At 61.0% G+C, this 20416-nt stretch carries 16 protein-coding genes; 7 read left to right on the forward strand and 9 right to left on the reverse strand.

Annotated elements, in window-relative coordinates; all coding sequences use genetic code 11:
• Positions 1-5: 5 nt before the first annotated feature.
• The 5 genes from cmaX to QRN33_RS02490 all read left to right on the forward strand — a co-directional run bounded on the left by cmaX (position 6) and on the right by QRN33_RS02490 (position 3963).
• Entirely contained in the window at positions 6-1001 is a 996-nt protein-coding gene (gene cmaX, locus QRN33_RS02470) for a divalent cation transporter CmaX (RefSeq protein WP_065614908.1), read from the forward strand.
• Positions 1002-1064: 63 nt separating this feature from the next.
• Positions 1065-1313, forward strand: a complete 249-nt coding sequence (locus QRN33_RS02475) for a hypothetical protein (RefSeq protein ID WP_003223293.1) — start codon at positions 1065-1067, stop codon at positions 1311-1313.
• Positions 1314-1315: 2 nt separating this feature from the next.
• The gene (locus QRN33_RS02480) at positions 1316-2140 is read left to right on the forward strand and encodes a mechanosensitive ion channel family protein (RefSeq protein WP_016773831.1); all 825 of its coding nucleotides are present in this window, start codon (positions 1316-1318) and stop codon (positions 2138-2140) included.
• A 90-nt stretch (positions 2141-2230) separates the two neighbouring features.
• On the forward strand, positions 2231-2821 hold the full coding sequence (sigX, locus tag QRN33_RS02485) for an RNA polymerase sigma factor SigX (protein WP_016773832.1): 591 nt from the start codon (positions 2231-2233) through the stop codon (positions 2819-2821).
• Positions 2822-2928: 107 nt separating this feature from the next.
• The gene (locus QRN33_RS02490; RefSeq protein ID WP_016773833.1) at positions 2929-3963 is read left to right on the forward strand and encodes an OmpA family protein; all 1035 of its coding nucleotides are present in this window, start codon (positions 2929-2931) and stop codon (positions 3961-3963) included.
• Positions 3964-4032: 69 nt separating this feature from the next.
• Here QRN33_RS02490 and cobA read toward each other — a convergent pair whose 3' ends face one another.
• The 8 genes from cobA to QRN33_RS02530 form a co-directional block, all read right to left on the reverse strand.
• Positions 4033-4803, reverse strand: a complete 771-nt coding sequence (gene cobA / locus QRN33_RS02495; RefSeq protein ID WP_285406663.1) for a uroporphyrinogen-III C-methyltransferase — start codon at positions 4801-4803, stop codon at positions 4033-4035.
• A 10-nt stretch (positions 4804-4813) separates the two neighbouring features.
• Positions 4814-7528: a nitrate reductase gene (locus QRN33_RS02500; protein WP_285406666.1), complete on the reverse strand. Its 2715-nt coding sequence runs from the start codon at positions 7526-7528 to the stop codon at positions 4814-4816.
• The gene (gene nirD, locus QRN33_RS02505; RefSeq protein ID WP_016773836.1) at positions 7528-7845 is read right to left on the reverse strand and encodes a nitrite reductase small subunit NirD; all 318 of its coding nucleotides are present in this window, start codon (positions 7843-7845) and stop codon (positions 7528-7530) included. Before nirD ends, QRN33_RS02500 begins: the two co-directional genes overlap by 1 nt.
• A complete protein-coding gene (gene nirB / locus QRN33_RS02510; RefSeq protein WP_285406671.1) occupies positions 7842-10295 on the reverse strand; it encodes a nitrite reductase large subunit NirB in 2454 nt (817 codons plus the stop codon). The genes nirD and nirB overlap by 4 nt, the downstream gene beginning before the upstream one ends.
• A 410-nt stretch (positions 10296-10705) precedes the next feature.
• Positions 10706-12376, reverse strand: coding sequence for a bifunctional protein-serine/threonine kinase/phosphatase (locus QRN33_RS02515; protein WP_285406674.1), 1671 nt, complete (start codon positions 12374-12376; stop codon positions 10706-10708).
• A 7-nt stretch (positions 12377-12383) separates the two neighbouring features.
• Positions 12384-13595 carry a nitrate/nitrite transporter gene (locus tag QRN33_RS02520; RefSeq protein ID WP_065614911.1) on the reverse strand — a complete coding sequence of 404 codons (1212 nt, stop codon included), beginning with the start codon at positions 13593-13595 and terminating at the stop codon, positions 12384-12386.
• Between the two features lie 429 nt (positions 13596-14024).
• Complete coding sequence (locus QRN33_RS02525; RefSeq protein ID WP_192564117.1) at positions 14025-14600, reverse strand: ANTAR domain-containing response regulator; 576 nt, start codon at positions 14598-14600, stop codon at positions 14025-14027.
• 14 nt (positions 14601-14614) lie between these two features.
• Positions 14615-15826 carry a CmpA/NrtA family ABC transporter substrate-binding protein gene (locus tag QRN33_RS02530; RefSeq protein ID WP_252874146.1) on the reverse strand — a complete coding sequence of 404 codons (1212 nt, stop codon included), beginning with the start codon at positions 15824-15826 and terminating at the stop codon, positions 14615-14617.
• A 218-nt stretch (positions 15827-16044) separates the two neighbouring features.
• Here QRN33_RS02530 and QRN33_RS02535 point away from each other — a divergent pair, with 218 nt between their 5' ends.
• Positions 16045-17064 (forward strand): quinone-dependent dihydroorotate dehydrogenase, encoded by a 1020-nt coding sequence (locus tag QRN33_RS02535; RefSeq protein ID WP_285406686.1) that lies wholly within the window; start codon positions 16045-16047, stop codon positions 17062-17064.
• Between the two features lie 256 nt (positions 17065-17320).
• On the opposite strand, the gene rmf is transcribed toward QRN33_RS02535, so the two are convergent.
• A complete protein-coding gene (rmf, locus tag QRN33_RS02540; RefSeq protein ID WP_003223300.1) occupies positions 17321-17536 on the reverse strand; it encodes a ribosome modulation factor in 216 nt (71 codons plus the stop codon).
• 530 nt (positions 17537-18066) lie between these two features.
• Here rmf and rlmKL point away from each other — a divergent pair.
• Positions 18067-20337, forward strand: a complete 2271-nt coding sequence (gene rlmKL, locus QRN33_RS02545) for a bifunctional 23S rRNA (guanine(2069)-N(7))-methyltransferase RlmK/23S rRNA (guanine(2445)-N(2))-methyltransferase RlmL (protein ID WP_285406689.1) — start codon at positions 18067-18069, stop codon at positions 20335-20337.
• Positions 20338-20416: the final 79 nt, after the last annotated feature.

Raw genomic sequence — 20416 nt, forward strand, 5'->3', positions numbered from 1 at the left:
TGCGGATGTTCGAGGAAGAAAACGCGCAGTGGGGGCTGGTGCATGCCCTGGTGCTGGACGGTAAGGGCGGTGCGCGTTCGATAGCCCGGACTGAACTCGACGATTTGCAACTGCAGGCCCATGAAAGCCTGTGGCTGCACTGGGATCGCAGCCATCCGCAGACCCGGACCTGGCTGCGCAAATCCAGCGGGCTCAATGAATTCACCTGTGATCTGCTGCTGGAAGAGAACACCCGGCCGCGGCTTTTGCCATTGCCGGACTCCGAGCTGCTGCTGTTTCTGCGCGGGGTCAATCTCAACCCGGGCGCCGAGCCGGAAGACATGGTCTCGGTGCGGATTTTTGCCTCCGCTCAGCGCGTGATTTCCCTGCGCTTGCGTCCGTTGCGCGCTACAGATGAGTTGCTGGCGCTGCTGGGGGAGGGCAAAGGGCCGAAAACGTCTTCTGAATTGATGCTGTATCTGGCGCAGTTCCTCACCAATAAAGTGCAGGATCTGGTCACGTGCCTGTCGGAAGTGGTCGATGAAGAGGAAGAAAAACTCGACGCCGACGAACGGTATACGCCCGAGCACGGGGCGATTTTGCACATCCGCCGCAGAGCGGCCGGGCTGAAGCGTTTTCTTGCGCCACAGCGGGATATTTTCGGACAGCTGACGCGGATAAAATTGCCGTGGTTCGTCGAAGACGACGCCGACTACTGGAACGAATTGAACAACAGCCTGACCCGCTATCTGGAAGAGCTCGAATTGACCCGAGAGCGCGTGGGGCTTGTGCTGGAGGCCGAAGACCGGCGTTTGAGCGTGCACATGAATCGCACCATGTACCGCTTCGGCATCATTACCTGCATCTTTTTGCCGATGAGTTTCATCACCGGTCTGCTGGGTATCAATGTCGGCGGTATTCCGTTCGCCGAAAGCCCTTATGGTTTCCTGATTGCCTGCCTGACGGTGCTCGCCCTGGCGTTCGGCCAGTGGTGGTTGTTCCGCCGTTTGCGCTGGGTGTGAACATGGCGCATGTGACCCGAGCAAATCTGCCCGCGTCTTTCACAGACATCACGAGAGGTGCGTATGCACGATCCGTTTGAACAGTCTCTACGCGACATGCTCAACGCTTCGCCGTCCAGCCGCGACGACGATGCGTGCCTGGGCCGCGTACTCAAAACCGCCAACCGCCAGGTCGGCGCCGGTGATCTGTTCAGCCTGCTGGGCCGCTGGCTGCCCGCGCTGATGATCGCCCTGAACAATGGCTCGGCGCATGTCTCGCCGGTTTCCCGTCTTCGTAAAACCACTGCTCGCACTGCTGATAAGGCTGATTGAATATGGAACTTGATCTCTGGACTCAGAGCCTCGTCACTGCAATGACTGCGTTGTGGACCAAAGTCGCTAATTTCATTCCGAACCTGTTCGGCGCACTGGTCGTGCTGCTGCTGGGTTTCGTCGTGGCCAAACTGCTCGACACCTTGCTCTCGAAATTGCTCGCCAAACTGGGCCTCGATCGCCTGATGGGCGGCACCGGATTGACCAAATTGATGTCGCGCGCCGGGCTGCAGGTGCCAATCTCGACATTGATCGGTAAAATCGTCTACTGGTTCGTTCTGCTGATTTTTCTGGTTTCCGCGGCAGAATCCCTTGGCCTTGAGCGAGTTTCAGCTACGCTGGACATGCTGGCGTTGTATCTGCCTAAGGTTTTCGGCGCCGCGCTGGTGCTGCTGGTCGGTGTCCTGCTGGCGCAATTGGCCAACGGACTGGTGCGCGGGGCGGCAGAAGGCGTAGGCCTGGACTACGCTTCCGGGCTGGGACGCATTGCGCAGGGGCTGGTGATCATCATCAGTATCTCGGTTGCGATCAGTCAGCTTGAGGTCAAGACTGACCTGCTGAACCATGTCATTGTCATCGTATTGATTACCGTTGGTCTGGCAGTTGCGCTGGCCATGGGATTGGGAAGCCGGGAAATCGCCGGTCAGATTCTTGCGGGAATCTATGTGCGTGAGCTGTACGAGGTTGGGCAACAAGTGCGTGTTGGCGAGGTCGAAGGCCAGATCGAAGAGATCGGCACGGTTAAAACCACATTGCTGACCGATGAGGGTGAGCTAGTCTCTCTCTCCAATCGGATCCTGCTGGAACAGCATGTGAGTAGCCGCTAAACCGGCAAACCCTGCTAATGTATGCCGCCGCAAAATGCCAGCCGAGGCTGGTTGTGGCGGACATTGACCTGACTGTCGGCACGACTTGTTTTGAATAAAGCCCAACCGCTATCCACGCGCTACGACCCCCGCGAGCTCTCTGATGAGGAGTTGGTCGCGCGCTCGCATACCGAGCTGTTTCACGTAACGCGCGCCTACGAAGAGTTGATGCGGCGTTACCAGCGAACATTATTTAACGTCTGCGCGAGATATCTTGGGAACGATCGCGACGCAGACGATGTCTGTCAGGAAGTGATGCTGAAGGTGCTGTACGGCCTGAAGAACTTCGAGGGGAAATCGAAGTTCAAAACCTGGCTTTACAGCATCACTTACAACGAATGCATCACGCAGTATCGGAAGGAACGGCGTAAGCGTCGCTTGATGGACGCTCTCAGTCTGGACCCTCTTGAAGAAGCGTCTGAAGAAAAGGCGCCGAAGCCGGAGGAGAAGGGTGGGCTTGATCGCTGGCTGGTGTATGTGAATCCGATTGACCGCGAAATTCTGGTGCTACGATTTGTCGCAGAGCTGGAGTTTCAGGAGATCGCAGACATCATGCACATGGGTTTGAGTGCGACAAAAATGCGTTACAAACGCGCTCTAGATAAATTGCGTGAGAAATTTGCAGGCATTGCTGAAACTTAGTTCAGCGCAAATATCTCTTACGTGTAGGCAAGTTCTGATAGACTTGCCGCCGAGTTGTCCCCCGGTTTGCGGGACTGCTTCACAATCACCAGATGGGGATTTAACGGATGAAACTGAAAAACACCTTGGGCTTGGCCATTGGTTCTCTGATTGCCGCCACTTCGTTCGGCGCTCTGGCACAAGGCCAAGGCGCAGTTGAAATCGAAGGCTTCGCTAAGAAAGAACAATTCGACAGCGCTCGTAACTTCAAGAACAACGGCAACCTGTTCGGCGGTTCGATCGGTTACTTCCTGACCGACGACGTTGAACTGCGTCTGGGCTACGACGAAGTGCACAACGTACGTGCCGACGATGGCAAGAACGTCAAAGGCGCTAACACCGCTCTGGACGCTCTGTACCACTTCAACAACCCAGGCGACATGATTCGTCCATACGTTTCGGCCGGTTTCTCTGACCAGAGCATCGACCAGAACGGTTCGAACGGTCGTAACCGTTCCACTTTCGCCAACGTTGGCGGCGGTGCCAAGCTGTACTTCACCGAGAACTTCTACGCCCGTGCCGGCGTTGAAGCTCAGTACAACATCGACCAGGGCGACACCGAGTGGGCTCCTAGCGTCGGTATCGGTGTGAACTTCGGTGGCGGCTCCAAACCAGCTGCTGCTCCAGTTCCAGCACCTGCTGAAGTCTGCTCCGACAGCGACAACGATGGCGTTTGCGACAACGTTGACAAGTGCCCGGACACCCCAGCCAACGTAACCGTTGACGCTGATGGCTGCCCAGCAGTTGCTGAAGTTGTTCGTGTTGAGCTGGACGTGAAATTCGACTTCGACAAGTCGGTAGTCAAGCCTAACAGCTACGGCGACATCAAAAACCTGGCTGACTTCATGAAGCAGTACCCATCCACCACCACTACTGTTGAAGGTCACACTGACTCCGTCGGTCCTGACGCTTACAACCAGAAACTGTCCGAGCGTCGTGCAAACGCCGTTAAGCAGGTTCTGACCAACCAGTACGGTGTTGAATCGTCCCGCGTTCAGTCTGTTGGCTACGGCGAATCCCGCCCAGTTGCTGACAACAAAACTGACGCTGGCCGCGCTGTAAACCGTCGCGTAGAAGCGCAGGTTGAAGCTCAAGCTAAGTAATTAGCTGCCGCTGATGGAAAAGCCCGGCTCAGGCCGGGCTTTTCTTTGTCTGCGATTTGGCTTGGACGATTAGAGCGCGTGCGCGCCGTACGCCGTGCAGGAGCTGCCGCAGGCTGCGATCTTTTGCTCTTGGGCAACAGCCGCCACAGCGCCGATGACGAGAATGGCTGGGCTTTTGAGTTCAAACCGGTAAGCATCCTCAGCCATCGCGCTCAGATCACTGCGACACTCCCGCTGATGCGCCAACGAGGCATTTTCGATCATCGCCACCGGCGTATCCGCCGCCATCCCCCCCGCCAACAGCTGGTCGCGAATCTCGCCCAGTTTGGCCACCCCCATATAGATCACCAGCGTCGTCCCGCCTTGCGCCAATGCCTGCCAGTTCAACTGGCTGTCATCCTGGGTGTGCGCGGTCACCAACGTCACCCCGCGCGCCACGCCCCGCAACGTCAGCGGAATATCGCACTGTGTCGCCCCGGCCAGCCCAGCGGTGATGCCGTTGACCAGTTCCACTTCAACACCGCGCTCGCGCAACCACTGCGCTTCTTCACCACCCCGACCGAAAATGCACGGGTCGCCGCCCTTGAGCCGCACCACGCATTTACCCTGACGGGCATAACGCAGCATCAACCGATGGATAAATGCCTGCGGTGTCGAGCGGCAGCCGCCGCGTTTGCCGACGGCAATGACCCGTGCACCGGGGCAGTGCTCGAGCACGGCCTCGTTGACCAGATCATCGATCATCACCACATCGGCTTCGCGCAGCGCGCGCACTGCCTTGAGCGTCAGCAATTCCGGATCGCCAGGGCCTGCGCCCACCAGCCAGACTTTCGCATTCATGGTGTTGTCCTCATTGAATGACCGCGACCGGCCGCGCTTCGGCAGCCAGCAGACGCTTGATTTCCGGCACGCAGGAACCGCATTGCGTACCGCATCGGAGAGTTTTTTTCAGGCCTTGTAGATCCAGGCCCTGGCGGATGCCGGCGCAGACTGCGTTGAGGCTGACGTTTTCGCAATTGCACAGCGTCTTGTCAGTCGCGATGGCGCCGACAATGCCCGGCGGTGCGCTCATCGGCGCGAGGAGCCAGCGCCGCAGTTGCTGGTCGGCGCGGCCCTCCAGCCAAAGGCTCTGCAGCCAGTGCTGCGCAAGGGTTTCGCCGGCCAGGCGAATGGCGGTGATACGGCCATTTTCGATGCGCACCCGCTTGCCAATGGCGCGACGCGGATCGTCGTAAGCCAGAACCGGGCCATCCAGCAGCGACAGGCACCGGTCGATCTCGCCCAGCAACAGTGGATCGGGCGCCTCGGCGTGTGCCGCGCGTATCAGCAACGCCGGCCGCTCCCGACCGACAAGGCTGAGGCTGACGTAGGAAAACGCCTCGCACAGCGGTCGTAGCGTCTCGAAATGCCGTTGAACATCACCCTCGATCAGAGCGAACAGTTGCCATGGCAGGTTGACTGCCTCCAGGCGCACGCCGCTGTGCTTGAGTTCGGGTTGCTTGGACAGCGGATCAAACGCCGGCAACGTCAGCTTGTTAACGCCGCCCTTGAGATAACGGTCACCCCAATGCATGGGCAGAAATGCCTGGCCCGGACGCACGCTGTCATCGCTGCCGACCGCGACAACCACGGCACCACGACGGCTTTTCAGATTGACCAGATCGCCGGGCTGCAAACGATGCCGGCGCATCTCGTCCGGGTGCAGGCTCAGCACGGCTTCGCTGACGTGACCGAACAACTGCGCCGCGGTGCCAGTGCGGCTCATGCCGTGCCACTGGTCGCGCAGGCGCCCGGTGATCAGGGTCAGCGGGAAGCGCGCATCGCGTTGTTCCCTGGCGGCGCGATACGGCTCGGCAATGAACTGCGCGCGGCCATTGGCAGTGGGAAAAATGCCGTCGCCGTACAAGCGTGGCGTGCCTTGGCGGGCGCCGGCGGGGAAGGGCCATTGCTGCGGGCCGATCTCGTCGATCAACGCATGACTGATGCCGGAAAGGTCCAGGTCGCGGCCCTGGGTCAGCCATTTGAATTCATCGAACAACTGCGAAGGCTGGTCGAAGGCGAACAGGCTCGGCTGCTGAGGACGCAGACGTTTCTCCAGACGCCGTGCGAAATCCACGGTAATTGCCCAGTCCGGCCGCGCTTCGCCCGGTGCGACAACCGCTTTGCGTACGTGGGAAATGCGCCGCTCGGAGTTGGTCACCGAACCTTCCTTCTCGCCCCAACTGGCGGCGGGCAATAACAGGTCGGCGAACGCGGCGGTCTCGGTGGTGCGAAAGGCTTCCTGCAATACCACAAAGGGACAGGCCGCAAGCGCTGCGCGAACTGCGTTCTGATCCGGCATCGATTGCGCCGGGTTGGTACAGGCAATCCACAGCGCCTTGATCTTGCCGCTGCGCAGGTTTTCGAACAGTTCGATGGCGCTCAGCCCCGGCGCCTCAGGCAAGCTTTCCACGCCCCAATATGCCGCCACCTCGGCGCGATGTTCGGGGTTGGCGGCGTCGCGATGGCCCGGTAGCAGGTTGGACAGACTGCCGGTTTCCCGCCCACCCATGGCGTTTGGCTGACCGGTGAGAGAGAAAGGTCCTGCACCGGGACGGCCGATTTGCCCGGTGGCCAGGTGCAGGTTGATCAGCGCGCTGTTTTTCGCGCTGCCGGCGCTGGACTGGTTCAGGCCCATGCACCACAGCGACAGGAAGCTCGGCGCGGTGCCGACCCATTCCGCGCATTGCTGCAACTGCTCGATGCTGATGCCGCACAGCTGCGAAACCATCTGCGGGGTGTAGTCGCGGACCAGCGTTTTAAGTTCGCCGAGGCCTTCGGTGTGCGCCTTGATGAAATCGCGATCGACCCAGTCTTCCCACAGCAGCAGGTGCAAAATCCCATGGAACAAAGCGACATCGGTGCCCGGAAGAATCGCCAGATGCAGGTCAGCCAAATCGCAGGTGTCGGTGCGACGCGGGTCAATGACGATGACTTTCATCTGCGGACGACGGGATTTGGCTTCTTCCAGTCGACGGAAAAGTACCGGATGGGCGTAGGCCATGTTACTGCCGACGATCATCACGCAGTCGCTCAGTTCCAGATCTTCGTAACTGCATGGCGGTGCGTCAGCGCCGAGGCTGCGTTTGTAGCCGACCACCGCCGAGGACATGCACAGCCGCGAATTGCTGTCGATATTGTTGGTGCCGACCAGCGCCCGCGCGAGTTTGTTGAAGGCGTAGTAGTCCTCGGTGAGCAACTGCCCGGAAATGTAGAACGCTACGCTGTCCGGGCCGTGTGCGGTGATGGTTTCGGCAAAGACGTTGGCGGCGTGTTCCAGTGCCGTATTCCAGTCAGTGCGGCCGCGCGCCAAGCCTTTGCCCAGACGCAGTTCCGGGTACAAGGCGCGGGCGGCGAGGTCGCCGGTCAGGTGCAGCGTCGAGCCTTTGCTGCACAGTTTGCCGAAGTTGGCCGGGTGCGCCGGATCGCCGCTGACGCCGAGGATGCGCTCGCCGTCATGCTCGATCAGCACGCCGCAGCCGACCCCGCAGTAACAGCAGGTCGAGGCGGTCGTCTGGCGGTTCATCAGATGGCGTCCCGCAGGGCCAGTTGCACCCGACCGTTCTCGACTCGCGCCGGATGGTGGTGGGCACAGCCGATATCCGGTGCCTGGGCTTCGCCGGTTTCGAGGTCGATCTGCCAGTTGTGCAGCGGGCACGCCACACGTTTGCCGTAGATCAGTCCTTGCGACAGCGGCCCGCCCTTGTGCGGGCAACGGTCATCAAGGGCGAAAACCTCATCGTCGCTTGTACGAAAAATCGCGATGTCACCTTTCGGCCCGGCAATGATCCGCGATCCGAGGGCGTTGATCTCTTCCAGCGCGCAGATATCGAGCCAGTTCATGCCGGCACCTCCAGGTTTTTCACAGGGATCACGTCGAATTCTTTCTTCAGTTGCGGCTGTGCCAGGCGTTCTTTCCATGGGTCCTGTTCGAACGACAGGGAGAATTGCAGGCGCTCGTTCAAGGCCTTGCGCCGCTCGGCGTCTTCGAGCACGTTTTTCTTGATGTGCTCCATGCCGACCCGTTGCAGGTAGTGCACGGTGCGCTCGAGGTAGAAGGCCTCTTCGCGATACAGCTGCAAAAAGGCGCCGTTGTATTCGCGGACTTCTTCGGCGGTTTTCAGTTTGACGAAGAACTCGGCGACTTCGGTCTTGATCCCGCCGTTGCCACCGATGTACATCTCCCAGCCGGAGTCGACGCCGATAATTCCTACGTCCTTGATGCCCGCTTCCGAGCAGTTGCGTGGGCAACCGGACACAGCCAGCTTCACTTTGTGCGGCGACCACATGTTGAACAGGTCGTGCTCGAGCTCGATGCCCAGTTGCGTCGAGTTCTGTGTACCGAAGCGGCAGAATTCGCTGCCGACGCAGGTTTTCACCGTGCGGATGGATTTGCCGTAGGCGTGGCCGGACGGCATGTCGAGGTCTTTCCAGACGCCGGGCAGGTCCTGCTTCTTGATCCCCAGCAAGTCAATGCGCTGACCGCCGGTGACCTTGACCATCGGCACGTTGTACTTATCGGCCACATCAGCGATGCGCCGCAGTTCCGACGGGTTGGTCACGCCGCCCCACATGCGTGGCACCACCGAATAGGTGCCGTCCTTCTGGATGTTGGCGTGGGCGCGTTCGTTGATCAGGCGCGATTGCGGATCGTCCTTGGCTTCGCCGGGCCAGGTGGAAATCAGGTAATAGTTGAGCGCCGGGCGGCAGGTCGCGCAGCCGTTCGGTGTGCGCCAGTTGAGGTAGCTCATGGTCTCGGCGATGGTCAGCAGGTGTTCCTGACGAATCGCCTGGCGAATCTGCCCGTGGTTGAGATCGCTGCAACCGCAGATGGCTTTTTCGCTTTTCGGTTTGACGTCCGCCGCGCCACCTACCGTATTGATGAGGATCTGCTCGACCAACCCGGCGCAGGAACCGCAGGAGCTGGCGGCCTTGGTGTGTTTTTTCACTTCATCGACGCTGAACAGACCGTGTTCCTGAATCGCCTTGACGATGGTGCCCTTGCACACACCATTGCAGCCGCAGACTTCGGCGCTGTCGGCCATGACCATGGCTTTGTCCTGGCCCTGATGTCCTACGTCGCCTAAAGCGTTGTCGCCGAACATCAAGTGATCGCGGATCTCACCGATGGCGTGATTCTCACGAATCTGCCGGAAATACCAACCGCCATCTGCCGTATCGCCGTACAGACAAGCGCCGACCAGCACGTCATCCTTGATCACCAGTTTTTTGTACACGCCGCCGATCGGGTCCGAGAGGGTGATGGTCTCGGTGCCTTCGCCGCCCATGAAGTCGCCGGCGGAAAACAGGTCGATACCGGTGACTTTCAATTTGGTCGAAGTCACCGAACCTTGATAGCGAGCGAAGCCGAGTTGAGCGAGGTGGTTGGCGCAGACCTTGGCCTGTTCGAACAACGGCGCAACCAGGCCGTAGGCGATGCCGCGATGGCTGGCGCATTCGCCGATCGCGTAGATGCGCGGGTCGTAGGTTTGCAGGGTGTCGTTGACCAGAATCCCGCGATTGCACGGGATGCCGGCCTTTTCCGCCAGTTCTGTGTTGGGGCGGATGCCAGCGGCCATCACCACCAGATCCGCAGGGATGATGTCACCGTTCTTGAACTGCACCGAGCCGACCCGGCCATTGCCGGCGTCGTGCAGGGCCTGGGTCTGTTCGCACAGGCGGAAATGCAGGCCACGGGATTCCAGCGCTGATTGCAGCAACTGGCCGCTGGTCTTGTCCAGTTGCCGCTCCAGCAGCCATTCGCCGAGGTGCACCACGGTGACGTGCATGCCGCGCAGCATCAGGCCGTTGGCCGCTTCGAGGCCGAGCAGACCGCCGCCGATGACCACGGCGTGTTTGTGGGTCCTGGCGGTGTCGATCATGGCCTGGGTATCGGCGATGTCGCGGTAGCCGATCACGCCCTGCAAAGTGTTGCCGGGGATTGGCAGAATGAACGGGGTCGAGCCGGTGGCGATCAGCAGGCGATCGTATTCGGCCTCGGTGCCGTCCTCGGCGATTACCCGGCGTTTGACCCGGTCGATCTCCACGACTTTGCGGTTGAGCAGCAACTTGATGTTGTTTTCCAGGTACCAGTCGAGGTCGTTGAGGACGATCTCTTCGAATGTCTGCTCACCGGCCAGCACCGGCGACAGCAGGATGCGGTTGTAGTTGGTGTGCGGTTCGGCGCCGAAGACGGTGATGTCGTAGAGTTCGTCGCTCAGCTTGAGCAGTTCTTCCAGGGTACGCACCCCGGCCATCCCGTTGCCGATCATCACCAGTTTGAGTTTTTTCATCAGGTTCTCCGGGAGCTGCGGCTGGCCTCTGGTGGGCCGTCGGGCCTTGCTCGACAAATTTCGCGCAAACAAAAAAAGGCGTCCCGCTAGTTGCCTAGCGAGGACGCCTTTGTCCTGGTCCCGTTCTCTCGGGAAGCGCAGCCTTCGTCGTTGAAGGTTGGGCTTTATGTGTGGTGATTGGGGTAATGCAGTGGTTGTGCCAACTTGGGGATGCGCGGATTTATTGGGCTTTTCCTACAGCTCACGTACGTTTTCTGCACCGAATCGAGGCGTGTTGCTCGTTCGTGGCGCGTTATCTATGGAGGGTTTGCGCTGCCAGGTCTGGCGCCATCGCGAGCAGGCTCACTCCTACAGGGGAACGCATTCCAAATTGTAGGAGTGAGCCTGCTCGCGATCGCCGCAACACGGTCTCAGCCATGAAACAACAAAACCAGCAGCACGATATTCCCCAGCAACGCCACCAAAGCCATGCTCCGCCAGACCTTCAACGGCTCCCGCTCCAGTAAAGGCCGGGGTCGCACACTCAGGCTGCGGCGCTCACCCTGTTCCAGCACCAGCAACCACTCTTCAGCGGTTTCAAAGCGTTGCTGCGGATCGGCTGCGACACCGCGTTCCAGACTCTGCGCCAGCCATTCCGGCAAGTCCGGTCGATAGCGACTGGCACTGACCGGCACGCCAAACCGGGGCCGCTGGAAAGCTTCGATCTCGCCGTAGGGAAAATGCCCGGTGAGCAGGTAATAAAGGGTGACGCCAACTGAATACAAATCCTGCTGTGCATTCGGTGGTTCGCCGCGAAACGCTTCCGGAGCAATGAAGCTTGGCGTTCCCGGCAATGTCGCCGGCGCGTCTTCCGACAAGCCCGGGCAATAAGCCAGGCCGAAATCCAGCAAGCGCAACTCGCCGTCATCACCCAGCAGGAGATTTTCCGGTTTGATATCGCGGTGCAGAATCTGCCGCCGATGCAACAGCCCCACCGCGCGCAGCAGGCGCTCGGCGATGTCCTGCCATTGCGCCAATGGCAGCGGGCCGCCGTGTTGAAACGCTACGGCCAACGTCGTCCCGGCATATTCGCGCATCACGTAGTACAAATGCTGGCGCTGGGTGCAGGCATGGATTTGCGGAAAATGCCGGCCGGCCACGCGCTTGAGGAACCATTCCTCGGACAGCAGCGCTTGCCCGGCCTGTGGATCGTCGGCCAGGCGCGTCGGCAAGGTCTTCAACAGCCACCGCTGGCCGTGGCCATCGAGCACGCGATACAGCAGCGATTGCTGGCTCTGGCCGACGATGCTCTGCACCTGCCAGCCTTCGAACGCTTGTCCGGGTTTCAGCGCTGGCGGCAGCGGCCATTGCTGCAGTTGCACCAGCGCATCGCCGATGTTCGATTCGCCCAGCGCATCCACGCGCACCAGCAGGGCACTGGCGTTGTCCTGACTGCCGGCCAGATGCGCGGCGTTGACCAGAGTGTGCGCCGCGCTGTGCAGATACGGCTGATCACGCAGAACCGCCGCGATTGCGGTATCGCCCAAGGTCGACCAGACGCCGTCGCTAAGCAGCACGAAGCTTTCGCCCTCACGCAGTTCGCCGTCGAGGAAGTCCAGCACCAGATGCTGATCGAGCCCGAGCGCACGTTTGAGCACATGCTGCATGCCCGGTTGCTCCCAGACGTGATCCTCGCTGATGCGCTTCAACCGCTCGGCATGCCAGCGATAGACCCGGCAATCGCCGACATGCGCGAGGGTGAAGCGCCGACCGCGCATCACCAGCGCGCTGACCGTGGTCAGCAGCGGTTGCCCGCCGCCATTGGCCTGCAGCCAGCGGTTTTGCGCGAGCAGCAATCGATCCAGCGCCTGGGCCACGCTCCAGGTTTCCGGCGTGGCGTAGTAGTCCAGCGCCAGCGCCTGCAAGGTCGAACGCGCGGCGAGGCCGCCGTCGGCGCATTGACTGACGCCGTCGGCGATGGCGAACAGAAAACCCTTGCTCAGCGCCAAGGCCGGCGCCGGTGTCACCGAACGCAGGGCGTCCTGATTCTCCGCGCGCGGGCCGATGGCGCTGGCTTCGGCGAAACTCAGTTGCAGGGCCATTGAAGCCTCAGACTCGCGCCGCCGTTACTGCCGCCGAACCCCAAGTGGTTCTCCAGCGACGTTTGACGCCGTGCAGGCCAAACCACGCCAACACACCGAGGCTGGCGAACAACCACAGCGCCAGTTGATAGCTGCCGGTGCTTTGCTTGATCGCGCCCATGCCCGCCGCCAGGGCGAAGCCGCCGATACCGCCGGCCATGCCGATCAGCCCGGTCATCACGCCGATCTCCAGACGAAAACGCTGCGGCACCAGTTGGAAAACCGCACCGTTGCCCGCGCCTAATCCGAGCATGGTGCAGACGAAAAGCGCCAGCGCCGCGTAGGAACTTGGCAGGTTGAAGCCGACCGCGGCGATGCAGATGGCGGCAACGGTGTACATCGCCAGCAAGGTGCGGATACCACCGAAGCGATCGGCCAGCGCACCACCCAACGGCCGCATCAGGCTGCCGCCGAACACGCAGGCCGCGGTGTAGTAGCCGGCGGTCACCGGGCTCAGACCGTATTGATCGTTGAAGTAACCGGGCAGGGCGCTGGCCAGGCCGATGAAGCCGCCGAAGGTGACGCTGTAGAAAAACATGAACCACCAGCTGTCGCGATCACCGAGGGCCTTGAAGTAGTCGGCCATGGCTTTCGCTTTCGGCCGTTGCGGAGCGTTTTTCGCCAGCCAGGCAAACAGCACCAGAGTCAGGACCAGCGGGATCAGGGCAAATCCGAAAACGTTGCTCCAGCCGAACGCTGCAGCAATTACCGGCGCGAGCAGTGCGGCGAACACAGTGCCGGAGTTGCCCGCGCCGGCGATGCCCATGGCTTTGCCCTGATGTTCTGGCGGGTACCATTGCGACGCCAGCGGCAGGGCCACGGCAAACGACGCGCCGGCCATGCCGAGGAACAGGCCGAGGATCAGCGCCTGTTCATAACTGTGGATACCCAGTTTCCACGCGCCGAACAGTGCGCAGATGACGATGACCTGACCGATCAGCCCGGCGGTCTTCGGCGACAGGCGATCGGCGAGCATGCCCATGGCAAAGCGCAACACCGCACCGGCCAGAATCGGCGTAGCGACGACGAGGCCGCGTTGCTGGGTGGTCAGGTGCAGATCGGCGGCAATTTGCACGGCCAGCGGGCCGAGCAGGTACCAGACCATGAAGCTCAGGTCGAAATACAGGAAGGCCGCGAACAGGGTCGGGGTATGGCCGGATTTCCAGAAGCTTGAATTCATCGCGCACCTCGGCTGAAAAGAGTCTCGAAAGGAGTCATGCACAGCAGGTGGAGCGCCTCACGGCCGCACCACCGGCCCCGTTTTCTGGGGCCAAAACGCAAAAACGCCGCTACCTGATTCGCCGGAGGCGAACGGGGTGAGCGACGTCTTTGTCGTAGGTGGGGCAACCGCCGTTGGTTACCTGTGCGGATTACATAGCGAGATTTGTGCCAAAAGCTGAAAAGCAAAAGCCCCTCACCCTAGCCCTCTCCCAGAGGGAGAGGGGACTGACCATGTTGTTCCAACGAATACAGCGACCTGAACGACCGAGGCGATTATGGATTCACAAAAGAAATTGCAGGTCGGCGTATTTCCCGAGCATCCCCCAATCGGTTCCCTCTCCCTCCGGGAGAGGGCTAGGGTGAGGGGCTCTTCAGCGGAGAGAACGCCTCAGCCCAGCAACTCACTCATGGCAATAATCTGCTCCGCCACCTGAATCAGTTTCTGCTGGCGGCTCATGGCCTGGCGGCGCATCAGGGTGTAGGCCTCTTCTTCGTTGCAGTCCTTCATTTTCATCAACAAACCCTTGGCCAGTTCGATGCGCTTGCGCTCGGCCAGTTGCTGGTCACGGGCCTGCAATTGCGCGCGCAAGGCCTGGTCACTCTCGAAGCGTGCCATCGCCACATCGAGAATCGGCTGCAGACGCTGGGCGTGGATGCCTTCGACGATGTAGGCGCTGACCCCGGACTTGATCGCCTGACGCATCACGCCCGGGTCATGTTCGTCGGTAAACATCACGATCGGCCGTGGCTGGTCGCGGCTGACCAGCACCACTTGCTCCATGACATCACGGGTCGGTGACTCGGTATCGATCAGGATCACGTCCGGGCGCACCGTTTCGACGCGCGCCGGCAGGTCGATGGTCAGCCCTGACTCGTCGATCACCTCGAAGCCGGCCTCGGTCAGCGCCGCTTTCAGGCGGCCGACTTTTTTCGCGGTGTCGTTGATCAGCAGAATGCGCAACATGTTGGCGTCTCCTGTCAGCGCTGGGCGAGAAGGGGGGCGGCGTCGTTCAGGGCATGCAGTTTGAAACTGCGCGCATAGCCCGCCGGATCGCTGCCGTCCCAGACCTTGCCGTCGAGCAACTGGCTGCTGCGCAGGTCTGCATGGGCAGCTGCCACACCGACAGCGCTGGCGGCCTCGCGGTACAGATCCAGACGCTGAACCTTCCGGGCGACGGCCAGATAATCCGGATCCTCGCGCAGCAGACCCCAGCGGCGGAACTGGGTCATGAACCACATGCCGTCGGAGAGATACGGCAGATTGACCTCGCCTGCGCCATGAAAGCGCAGCGCGTGCGGGTCCTGCCAGCGATTGCCGAGGCCGTCGGCGTAGTCACCCATGAAGCGCGGTTCGATGCACGCGGCCGGGGTGTCGAGGTATTCGGCGGCACTGAGCAATTGCGCGGTGCTGCGGCGATTCTCCGGGCTTTGTTCGATAAAGCGGCTGGCCTCAAGAATGGCCATGACCAGCGCCCGCGCGGTGTTCGGGTATTGCTCGACGAATTCACGGGTGCAGCCGAGGACTTTTTCCGGGTGGTCGGGCCAGATGCTCTGGCTGGTGGCTAAAGTGAAACCCAGATCCTGCTGCACCGCGCTGGCTGCCCACGGTTCGCCGACGCAAAAACCGTCGATGCGCCCGGCTTGCAGGTGCGCGACCATTTGCGGTGGCGGCACCACCACGCTGTCGACATCCTGCAACGGGTGAATGCCCTGGCTCGCCAGCCAGTAATAAAGCCACATCGCGTGGGTGCCGGTTGGGAAGGTCTGGGCGAAGGTCAGTTTTGCGCGGCTTTGGTGCACATGCCGATCCAGCGCTTCAGGACTGTTCACGCCAGCCTGCTGTAGACCATGCGAGAGGTTGAGGCTCTGGCCATTCTGGTTCAGGCCCATCAGCACTGCCATGTCGGTCGGGGCGATCCCACCGATGCCCAGGTGCACCGCATAAATCAGCCCGTACAGGCTGTGGGCGGCATCCAGTTCGCCGCTGACCAGTTGGTCGCGCAGGTTGGCCCACGACGCCTGCCGCTTGAGGTTCAGCGTCAGCCCGTAGGGCTGGGCGAAGCCCTGGGTGGCGGCGACCACCACCGAGGCGCAGTCGCTCAGTGCCATGAAGCCGAGATTGATCGCGCTCTTTTCCGGCGCATCGCTGCCATTGACCCAGGCCAGATGCCCCATGGACGTTTCGTTCATACGCTACCTCAAAAAAAACGTCGTCCCGGATTCTGCGCAGGCAAAACCCGAGGACGACGCCATTGTCCTGGTCTGCGCGCCGTCATTGGTCGGCAGACTGATGAACAGGGCGGTGCAAGGCATATGCCAGTCACCTGATTCGTGCAGGCGCCTCGCGCCGGGGGACGATGCCCGGCTATAATCGCCGCCTCTTTTCGCCGCCCGAGTCATTGCCGCCCATGTACACCCTGGCCCGTCAGCTGTTGTTCAAACTTTCCCCGGAAACCTCCCACGATCTGTCGCTGGATCTGATCGGCGCGGGCGGACGTTTGGGTCTCAACGGCTTGCTGAGCAAGGCACCGGCGAAGATGCCAGTGACCGTCATGGGGCTCGAGTTCCCGAACCCGGTGGGGCTGGCGGCAGGTCTGGACAAGAATGGCGCGGCCATCGATGGCTTTGCGCAACTGGGTTTCGGTTTCGTCGAAATCGGCACCGTGACCCCGCGTCCGCAGCCGGGTAATCCGAAACCGCGGATCTTCCGCCTGCCGGAAGCCGAGGCGATCATCAACCGCATGGGTTTCAACAACCTCGGTGTGGACAACCTGCTGGCGCGGGTCGCTGCGGCGAAATACCAGGGCGTGCTGGGGATCAACATCGGCAAGAACTTCGACACCCCGGTCGAGCGTGCGGTCGACGACTACCTGATCTGCCTGGACAAGGTCTACGCCCACGCCAGCTACGTCACCGTCAACGTCAGCTCGCCGAACACTCCGGGCCTGCGCAGCCTGCAGTTCGGTGACTCGCTCAAGCAATTGCTTGCGGATCTGGCCACGCGCCGCGCCGAACTGGCGTTGCGTCACGGCAAGCATGTGCCGCTGGCGATCAAGATTGCGCCGGACATGAGCGACGAAGAAACCGCGCAGGTGGCCCAGGCGCTGCTCGAAACCGGGATGGACGCGGTGATCGCCACCAACACCACCCTGAGCCGTGTCGGCGTCGAAGGCATGGAACATGGCGACGAGGCGGGCGGTCTGTCGGGCGCGCCGGTGCGTGAGAAGAGCACCCACACCGTGAAAGTGCTGGCGGGCGAGTTGGCCGGGCGTTTGCCGATCATTGCCGCGGGCGGGATTACCGAAGGCAAGCACGCGGCGGAGAAAATCACTGCCGGCGCGAGCCTGGTGCAGATCTATTCGGGCTTCATCTATAAAGGCCCGGCGCTGATTCGTGAATCAGTGGATGCGATCGCCGCATTGCGCTGATCCATAGACACCACTGTTCCCTTGTAGGAGTGAGCCTGCTCGCGATGGCGGTCTGTCAGTCGCTGATGAAGTGACCGAAAGAAAGCTATCGCGAGCAGGCTCACTCCTACAGGTTATGTGTTCAGCCGGATGATTTTGCGGGCAATAAAAAGGGCTCCTCGAAGGAGCCCCTGGGCCGTAGCCCGCCGTCCGGGAGGGACGTGCGTGGTTAATTCAGTGCAGATTCAGATTGTCGTGTCGGAATAAATGCCCTGTGTCAGCCGACGGCGTGAAGTTCGTTGAGTCTGTGGATTCCCGCAGTGCCGGTCATACCGTCCCAGTTGTCGCCGCGTCCTTCTCGCCAGCCGTTGATCCAGGCTTGACGTACCGACGGTAGAGTAAATGGGCAAAGCTCACGGGATTTGCCACCAACGCCATATTGATATCCGCGCAAAAATGCTCTTTCCAACGGATCACGCTTAAGTCTTCTCATAGGGTGTTTCCCTCACTTGTTGACTGTAGTGTCGCGTTGACCTCAATTGAGGTCTGGCAGAAAAAACCTGCCATCGTTCGGCTCGCTGCCGGCGTGGCGAGCCAAGGTGTTGACGCCGTTGCGACGTCAACCTGTGCTCAGTTCTAACCAATGAGTCACATCGAGGGAATGATCGTTTTGTCATAAGCACGTAACGGAAAGGATGCTATGGCGATAAGTAACCGCGTATTTATTCAACGATCAACGCGCAAACCCCGGTATGATCGGCGCCCCGCTGACCCGGCGGGTTAATCTTCAAGTGAGAATGACCCACGTTTGCGCTTGGGTACTATTCGACGAAGGGTCGCTTTCAGTCTTTTTGTTTCACCAACTTTTTTATCTGTCCCGGCATCTAAGCTCTTTTAACCCGAGCAGCGGGGATGGAACGGCACACCTTCGTGCCACGCGGGCGCTCTTTCAGAAAAGCGCCTGATTGAAAACCGGGTCGGCAATGCGTTGCCGGCCCACTAGCCAAAGGCTCTGGAATTACCATGTCCGATCGTTTCGAACTCTTCCTCACTTGCCCCAAAGGCCTTGAAGGCCTGCTCATCGAGGAAGCCGTCGGGCTTGGCCTTGAAGAAGCGCGCGAGCACACCTCCGCCGTGCGTGGCATGGCAACCATGGAAACCGCCTACCGCCTGTGCCTCTGGTCGCGCCTGGCCAACCGTGTGTTGCTGGTGCTCAAGCGTTTCCCGATGAAGGACGCCGAAGACCTCTACCACGGCGTGCTCGACATCGACTGGCAGGATCACATGCTCAGCGACGGCACCCTGGCCGTCGAATTCAGCGGCCACGGCTCGGGCATCGACAACACCCACTTCGGCGCGCTGAAAGTCAAAGACGCCATCGTCGACAAACTGCGCACGCCGCAGGGCGACCGTCCGTCGATCGACAAACTCAACCCGGACTTGCGCATTCACCTGCGTCTGGATCGCGGCGAAGCGATTCTGTCCCTCGACCTGTCCGGCCACAGCCTGCACCAGCGCGGCTATCGCTTGCAGCAGGGCGCCGCGCCGCTGAAGGAAAACCTCGCCGCCGCCATCCTCATTCGTTCCGGCTGGCCGCGTATTGCCGCCGAGGGCGGCGCGCTGGCTGACCCGATGTGCGGTGTCGGTACGTTTCTCGTTGAAGCCGGGATGATCGCCGCCGACATGGCGCCGAACCTGCGCCGCGAGCAGTGGGGCTTTACCGCGTGGCTCGGCCACGTGCCGGCGCTGTGGAAAAAACTTCACGAAGAAGCCGTCGAGCGCGCTGCTGCCGGTCTGGCCAAGCCACCGTTGTGGATTCGTGGTTATGAAGCCGATCCTCGACTGATTCAGCCGGGTCGCAACAACGTTGAGCGCGCCGGCCTCAGCGAGTGGATCAAGATCTACCAGGGCGAAGTGGCGACCTTCGAGCCGCGTCCGGACCAGAACCAGAAAGGTCTGGTGATCTGCAACCCTCCGTACGGCGAGCGTCTGGGTGATGAAGCCAGTCTGCTGTATCTCTACCAGAACCTCGGCGAGCGTCTGCGTCAGGCCTGCCTTAACTGGGAAGCGGCGGTGTTCACCGGTGCGCCGGATCTGGGCAAGCGCATGGGCATTCGCAGCCACAAACAGTATTCGTTCTGGAACGGCGCGCTGCCGTGCAAGCTGTTGCTGATCAAGGTCCTGCCGGATCAGTTCGTCACTGGCGAGCGGCGCACCCCGGAACAGCGTCAGGCCGAGCGCGAGCAAGCGGCCTACGACCAGACCCCGGACGAGCCGCAGGAACGCAAGTTCAACAAGAACGGCAACCCGATCAAGCCGACCCCAGCCCCGGCGCCGGTGATCGAGCAACCGCGCCTGAGCGAAGGCGGGCAGATGTTTGCCAACCGTCTGCAAAAGAATCTCAAGGCGATGGGCAAGTGGGTCAAGCGCGAAGGCATCGATTGCTACCGCGTTTACGATGCCGATATGCCGGAATACGCGATGGCCATCGACCTGTACCACGACTGGGTGCACGTTCAGGAATACGCCGCGCCGAAATCCATCGACCCGGAAAAAGCCTCGGCGCGTATGTTCGATGCGCTGGCGGCCATTCCGCAGGCGTTGAACGTCGACAAGAATCGCGTAGTGGTCAAGCGCCGCGAGCGGCAGAGCGGCACCAAGCAGTACGAGCGTCAGGCCGCCCAGGGCAAGTTCGTCGAGGTCAATGAAGGCGGCGTGAAGTTGCTGGTCAATCTCACCGACTACCTCGACACCGGCCTGTTCCTCGATCACCGTCCGATGCGCATGCGCATTCAGAAAGAGGCCGCCGGCAAGCGCTTTCTCAATCTGTTCTGCTACACCGCGACCGCCAGCGTGCACGCGGCCAAGGGCGGTGCGCGCAGCACCACCAGCGTCGATCTGTCGAAAACCTATCTGGACTGGGCTCGTCGCAACCTGTCGCTGAACGGGTTCTCGGACAAGAACCGCCTGGAGCAGCGCGATGTGATGGCCTGGCTGGAAAGCAGCCGCGACGAATACGACCTGATCTTCATCGACCCGCCAACGTTCTCCAACTCCAAGCGCATGGAGGGCATCTTCGACGTCCAGCGCGATCAGGTGCAGCTGATCGACCTGGCGATGGCGCGTCTGGCACCGGGTGGCGTGCTGTATTTCTCCAACAACTTCCGCAAGTTCCAGCTGGAAGAGAACCTCGCCGAGCGCTATGCGGTGGAGGAAATCAGCGCGCAGACCATTGATCCGGATTTCGCCCGCAATACCAAGATCCATCGCGCCTGGAAAATCACGGCTCGTTGACGTTTTGTCCCATTGGATCCACAGAGCCTTGATTTTTAAAGGCTCCGTGGATCCTGCGGTGCTGGCTAAATTAGTGGCT

This window comes from Pseudomonas sp. FR229a (assembly GCF_030209115.1).
Classification (GTDB): Bacteria; Pseudomonadota; Gammaproteobacteria; order Pseudomonadales; family Pseudomonadaceae; genus Aquipseudomonas; species Aquipseudomonas moraviensis_A.